General features: G+C 57.0%; 6 protein-coding genes and 1 other RNA gene. 3 read left to right on the top strand and 4 right to left on the bottom strand.

The annotated features are described in order from the left end of the window. The coding region (locus NW849_RS12425; RefSeq protein ID WP_414357941.1) for an acyl-CoA desaturase at positions 1-764 on the bottom strand (764 nt) is incomplete at its 3' end. Between the two features lie 310 nt (positions 765-1074). Here NW849_RS12425 and NW849_RS12420 point away from each other — a divergent pair. After that, positions 1075-1779, top strand: coding sequence for a TetR/AcrR family transcriptional regulator (locus NW849_RS12420; RefSeq protein WP_414357940.1), 705 nt, complete (start codon positions 1075-1077; stop codon positions 1777-1779). Between the two features lie 200 nt (positions 1780-1979). Here NW849_RS12420 and rnpB read toward each other — a convergent pair. The 3 genes from rnpB to NW849_RS12405 form a co-directional block, all read right to left on the bottom strand. Continuing rightward, positions 1980-2410: RNase P RNA component class A (gene rnpB, locus NW849_RS12415), an RNA gene on the bottom strand. Positions 2411-2442: 32 nt separating this feature from the next. Next, the gene (locus NW849_RS12410) at positions 2443-3669 is read right to left on the bottom strand and encodes a C45 family autoproteolytic acyltransferase/hydolase (RefSeq protein WP_414357938.1); all 1227 of its coding nucleotides are present in this window, start codon (positions 3667-3669) and stop codon (positions 2443-2445) included. Positions 3670-3690: 21 nt separating this feature from the next. Next, positions 3691-4044, bottom strand: a complete 354-nt coding sequence (locus NW849_RS12405) for a rhodanese-like domain-containing protein (protein WP_414357937.1) — start codon at positions 4042-4044, stop codon at positions 3691-3693. 111 nt (positions 4045-4155) lie between these two features. On the opposite strand from NW849_RS12405, the gene NW849_RS12400 reads away from it, so the two are divergent. Both NW849_RS12400 and NW849_RS12395 read left to right on the top strand, forming a co-directional pair. Then, on the top strand, positions 4156-5103 hold the full coding sequence (locus tag NW849_RS12400; RefSeq protein WP_414357935.1) for a nucleoside hydrolase: 948 nt from the start codon (positions 4156-4158) through the stop codon (positions 5101-5103). Between the two features lie 9 nt (positions 5104-5112). After that, on the top strand, positions 5113-6096 hold a 984-nt coding region (locus NW849_RS12395), incomplete at its 3' end, for a BMP family lipoprotein (protein WP_414357933.1).

The following is a 6096-nucleotide window of genomic DNA, read 5'->3' as shown; positions in this document are numbered from 1 at the left end:
CACTTCGGGTCGGCATGATGGTTGTTGTGCCAGCCTTCACCATAGGTTAGAATGGCCGCCCACCAAAGGTTACGGGCATTGTCGTCGCTCTCGAAAGTCCGGTAACCCCAGAAGTGGCTGGCCGAGTTGATCAACCAGGTACAATGCAGCAGCAGCACTGTCCGCACGAAGATACCGTACACGACGAATGACCAGCCCCCCAGCAGGTAGAGTATTGCAGCCAACGGCAGTTGCAAAAGCAGAGCATACCTATCCAGCCAGCGGTAGAAGGGATCCCGAGCCAAGTCCGGCGCAAAGGCAGAATACTTCTCAGGGTTAAAAAATTCTTCGCGGTGGTAGATCAGCCAGAGCACATGGCTCCACCAAAAGCCCTTACGAGCAGAATAGGGATCCCTCTCCTCATCTTCGGTAAAGGCGTGATGCTGACGGTGGCCACCCACCCAAAAGATCGGCCCCCCTTGAACGGCCAGGGCACCGAGAGTAGTGAAGACATATTCCAGCCACTTGGGCACTTGGAAGCTGCGATGGCTGAGCAAGCGGTGGTACCCCAGGCAGATGCCCAAGCTACCGAAACACCAGTGGAGAAACAGGGCTACCCCCAGAGCGGGCCAGGAGAAGAAGAAAATGCCTCCCACCAAAGCCACCACGTGAAAAATGGCAAAGAAGAGCACATGTTCCCAAGCAAACCGAAAGGACTCTTGGGGCTCGGGCCGATTGAGCGGAGCGGGATGATTCAGCGATTGGCGAGAAAAAGAAGTGGTCATGAACCCACAAAACCTCAGAAGAAGAAGTAGACTAGACTGACTAGGAAAGAGCCAAAACACAAAGCCCAAGTTAAGGCCGCCGGATAACAGCGGCCCAACGTGAAAACGGAGTCAAACCCCTGAAGACACCGCCATAGCCAGCGGTGACTTGCTATGTGCTCCGCTGTGATGAACTTGGCTACACAGGAAGAAGAGGAGCAGAGGCAACGCTGCCGACATCCTCTTGCTTGACATTAAGCCTAGCGGTATTCCACCGTAAATGCAAGCGTCACTTGCAGCCCGCCGCAATTCTTCAGGTTTTCTCCTCACTATGGCACGTCCTTCTTCTCGGCAAAGGCTGCTGAATGCGGCTCGGGAGCTGTTCGTTCGTCAGGGCATCACCCAGACCACCACCCGTCAAATTGCGGATTTGGCCGGAGTGAATGAGGTCACCCTGTTTCGGCACTTCGGCACCAAGCAAGGGTTACTCCTGGCCGTATTTGGGGAGCTGGGGGTCTTTTCCGGCATAGCCGATCTGCCCCTGAAGGCGGATCCCGCCCCCTCTCAAGGCTCTGGGTTACAAGCCATTCTCCTGCGCTACGTCCACACCTGTTTTCGGGCTTTGGCCGACAATCCTGAGCTGGTGCGCTCCCTGGTGGGAGAGGCCGGTCTTTATTCTGAGGAGCATCGTCGCGCCTTGCGGCTGGGTTTTTCTCAGGCCCAAGAACAACTGACAGAGTATTTGCGGCGATTTCCCAACTCTGAGTTGCAATCTGTCGAGCCGGATCGCCTTAATGCAGCCGTTGGGGTTTTGCATGTAATGATTTTGGGAGCAGCCATGCTGGCAGTAACCGCCGAGTTGCCCACCGTTCACGCCGACGGGGCGGAGCCCTCTGTCGAGGAGCAGAATGAGGAGAAACCGGCAGATAAACAATCAGAAGAAAGCGCTGAACCCGACAGGATACCCTCCCTCCTGCAAGCCTGCGTGGAGCTGTGGATGGCAGGCGTGACCAGAATGACAGAACCTACGCCGTAGCGCAGCCACCCACAATTGGACAAGGCTCTCCAAGTGCCCTAGGTGGGCATGCGATACAGCTTCTCCCAACGACACACTGACTACGGCCAATAAATAGCCCCAGACCACAGGGATCCCGGCAACCTGCAGAACTCCCGTGAGCTCGGAACAAACTCTCTCTGTGTGCAAATAGATGTGCAAACAGGTAGATGTGCAAGTAGAAAAGAGAGGAGGTTGTAAGCCGGGTTCTGTAGTGCAGAGTTGCACTGGCGATCATCTATCTGGGAGTGATGTTACCATCACCCTCTAGCGGCTCACCACCATCGAGAGCACCCTTCCCCGCTTTGGGTACCGTGATCTCGATGCAGCCAACAGGGGCGAAGAACAGCCATGATCCTGCGGCTGCGGCCTTGCTTTCCACCGGGGTTTACCGAGCCAACGCCTCACGACGTTGCTGGTGGGCTCTTACCCCACCTTTGCACCCTTACCTGTGCTGGGATCCCAGCCATCGGCGGTATGTTTCTGTGGCACTATCCTCGCGGTTACCCGCACTGGGAGTTTCCCCAGCGGTGTGTTCTTCTGAAAGCCCGGACTTTCCTCATCCCGCTGTCTGGTGGCGACAGCAAGGACGCGATCGCCTGCCCCTCCTCTCTCTTCAGCTCGATCCTACTGCATCTTCCAAACCTAGAAAATCCCGGAAATCGGTACAAACTCCACGTGATCGGGAATGTTGGGGGCCACATGCAGGATTTGTTGGTTCAGATCCATCACCACAGCCGCTACGCTTTCGGTGCGATCCCAGGCGGGCAGATGGGGATCCGGATGGCGGCAGATGCAGTGGGGGGCATTCGTCCGGTCTTGTAGGATTTTTTGAAGAGCGACCGCGTCTAGGGTTCCCGTTTGAGCACTCTGGCGAAGCAAATGATAGGCCCGTTCTAGCCTTGTGGAGGATCCTATATGGGGGGGCAGCTCATCTTCTCGCAAGGCCGGATCCAGGAAATGATTGGTGTGGGCGAGGATCCCTCCTTGAGGGAGATGCAGGCCAATTCCTCGTGGACTGATTTCAAAGCTGGTCGCCTTAGCGGGCTGTAGGCCTGTCGCCTGTCCTGTAATACCGGCAACGCTGACACAAGAGGAGGCGGTGTAGGGGTAGGATCCCACCCTCTCTACAGCCTGCTGCCACTCCTCGCACTCCAACAATAAGCGCAACAGCAAATGCACCGGCATTCCCTCGGTTTGCCCATCTAGGGTAGAGCGCAAGAGGTTGAGGGCTACGGCCAACCCTGCTTGATTGAGGCCAATTTTGGCCAGGATCCCAGCTTCGGTCAGGGTGAGGTAGGCAGGGTGGGTATCGGAGTGAACGCGCAACAGCACACAGGCCCTGCGCTGCTCCCCAAGCCAATCCCAGGTTTGGGCCAGATAGGTGTGGTGGGTGGAGGTAACCTGGGGCAAGGCCGCTAGGGTAGTACATTCTCCCCCATCTGACTTGGCTGGGTTTGGATCGATGAGTTTCTCCATTGCCTTGCATTCATGAGCAGGATCCGCTGGGTGCTGGGGTACTCCGTTTTGGAGATTGTGTTCCAGAGCAGCGGCGCAGTCGGGATGGGATCCACCGACAACCGATCTGGATAAAATCTCGGTGCGCAAATTGAGGGCCAGAATCTCGGCAAAACGGAAGCCACTCCCCGCGGCAATGCCTTGGATTTCTTCCAGCAGGTGGGGCACGTGGCGCTCTAGCCAGGGCAGGGATCCCTCTGCTTGGGTCTGGGCCTGCTGCCAGGTGAGACCACAGCGGTAGGCAAATTGGCGGGCGTAACTAGCAATGCTGTGGCGAATGAGTTGGGCCGCCTGGGATCCATACTGTTGGCCTCGTTGTTGGGGATCCCCCTGCAGATGAAGAATGGGGAACATGGTGCTGGTTTGCCCGTGACCTCAATAGGTGGGCAGGGAGGGATCCACCTCACAAGCCCAAGCGTGAATGCCGCCGCTGATGTTATAAACCTGGGTGAACCCGTTGGCCTGTAGCCACCGGCTCATCTGAGCAGAGCGGATGCCATGATGGCAGAGCACAAAAGTTGGCTGATTCGGATCCAGCTCTGTGAGGATCCGTTCCCTCCATTCCTCGTACCGGCTCAAGGGGTAGTTGCGAAAGCCTAAAGCATTCAAATTCACCAGCTCCAGCTCTGCCGGTTCCCGCACATCGATCAATTGCAGAGGCCCAGCCTCGGGATCCCGTAGGTGTTGGGCCATCTGTTGCGGCGTAATGGAACGGATGGAAGAGGACATCAATCGACTCAAGCCTACACGGATCCCTTCTCAAGATACACCGGCTCAATGGCTGCCCTGAGACTGCCTGCAAGGGTTAAGATGACACCTTGATTTGGGCTTAGCCTGTGTATGGCTGTGCAGCGCTTTTTGATCGACACGGATACGGCGGGAGATGATGTCACCTCGTTGCTCTTTGGGTTGCTCTGGCCCAACAGCAGTGTGGAAGCGATCACCGTCTGTGCTGGCAATTTGCACCTGGAACAATGCGTTGAAAATGCTCTCTATACCCTGGAGGTGGCGGGAAAAGCTGGGATCCCGGTCTATCCCGGGGCCAGCAAACCCCTGGTGGGCAAGCTGGTTACAGCGGCCTACGTCCATGGAGAAGACGGCATGGGCAATTCTTTTTTCCCCAAGGCCAGGCAGCGCCCGGAATCGCTTTTCGCCCCGACAGCCATTGTGGAGCTGGCCAACCGCTGGGCCGGAGAGCTGCAGATTATCGCCCAAGCCCCCCTGACGAACCTGGCTCTTGCCTTGGCTCAGGATCCCAACCTACCTCACAAAGTGAAAAAACTCTGGATCATGGGTGGCACCAACCATGCTCTCGGCAACATCACACCGGCTGCCGAGTTCAACTTTTACGTGGATCCGGAAGCGGCCAAAAAGGTGTTGCAGGCTGGATTTGAGGTGGTGCTGTCCCCTTGGGATCTGGCGGTCAGCGATGGCTTTTTGACACGAGAAGAGCTAGAACCGATCCTCTCCCTGGATACTCCCCTCAGCCGCTTTTACTTAGCGGTGAACCGGGTGGCCTGGGAGTTCAACCGCTCCCATCCTGAAGGGGGAGGTCTTGACGGCATCACCCATCCCGATTCTTTAACCATGGCCATGGCTTTGCAGCCGGAACTGATTGGCCAAAGTTCCCGTCACTATGTGGACGTGGAATGTTGCGGAGAGCTAACTCGCGGCTATAGCTTGGTGGATCGCCTAGGCATTCTGGGTCGGCCTGCCAATGCTGAGGTTGTGCTCAGAGCGGACAAAATGGCTTTTCGAGAGATGCTAATCAAGCTACTGGGGCGATAGGAAACCATCATGATGCGCAAAACCTTGGGGATCTCTTGGGTATTAACGGGGATATTGACGGGGCTGTTCGTTCTCAGCAGTGCCGCTCAGCCTCAAATACGGGTGGGTATTGCCTTTGGAGAAGGGGGCAAAAACGATCGCAGCTTCAACCAATCGGCGGCAGAAGGGGCGGAACGCGCCAAGCAGGACTTTGGAGTGCAGGTGTTCGACTTTGAGCCGACGGATCCCTCCCAACTGGGGCCGGGGGTACGCAGGTTTGCCGAAGAGGGGTTTGATGTGGTGATTGGGGTGGGCTTTGCCCTGGAACCGGCTGTTACCGCCAGTGCCGCTGAGTTCAAAGAGGTGAAGTTCGGCTTGGTGGACGCAGTTTCCCCCGAAAAAGACAACGTGGCCAGCCTCCTCTTCCGAGAACATGAGGGATCCTTTTTGGTGGGCTACATTGCCGGCAAGCAAACCCAAACCGGTGTAGTCGGCTTCTTGGGGGGCATGGACATCCCCCTGATCCACAAGTTTGAGGCGGGCTATCGAGCCGGGGTGGAATATGCCTGCGCCGAAGACGGCATCACCTGTCGCGTCATTGCCAACTATGTCGGGACTACGCCCGCCGCCTGGAACGATCCGGCCCGAGCCAAAGAGATCGCTGCTGCCCAAAAAGCCCAAGGGGCCGACATCATCTATGCCGCTGCCGGGGGATCCGGCCTGGGGTTGATCGACTTTGTCAAGCAAGAGAGATGCCTCAGAGCCTCCGATCTGCCCGCCGGGGTGAGTTTCATTCGGGATCCCTTTGCGGAAGTGCCCAAGCCCGCAGATTATGCCAGCCTCTGCAGTGGGGATACCCGTCCGCTGTTCTTTATCGGTGTGGATGCCAACCAAAACTACCTGGGGGATACCGACAACAACCCTGCCACCCTCAACCACGGTCTCACCTCGATGCTGAAGAGGGTGGATGTGGCCACCTATGAAGTGATTCGCAGCGTGGTGGAAGGCAACTTT

It is taken from the genome of Synechococcus sp. R55.3 (assembly GCF_047461975.1).
In the GTDB taxonomy this organism is placed as follows: Bacteria; Cyanobacteriota; Cyanobacteriia; order Thermostichales; family Thermostichaceae; genus Thermostichus.
This window is presented reverse-complemented; position numbering and strand designations above follow the sequence as displayed.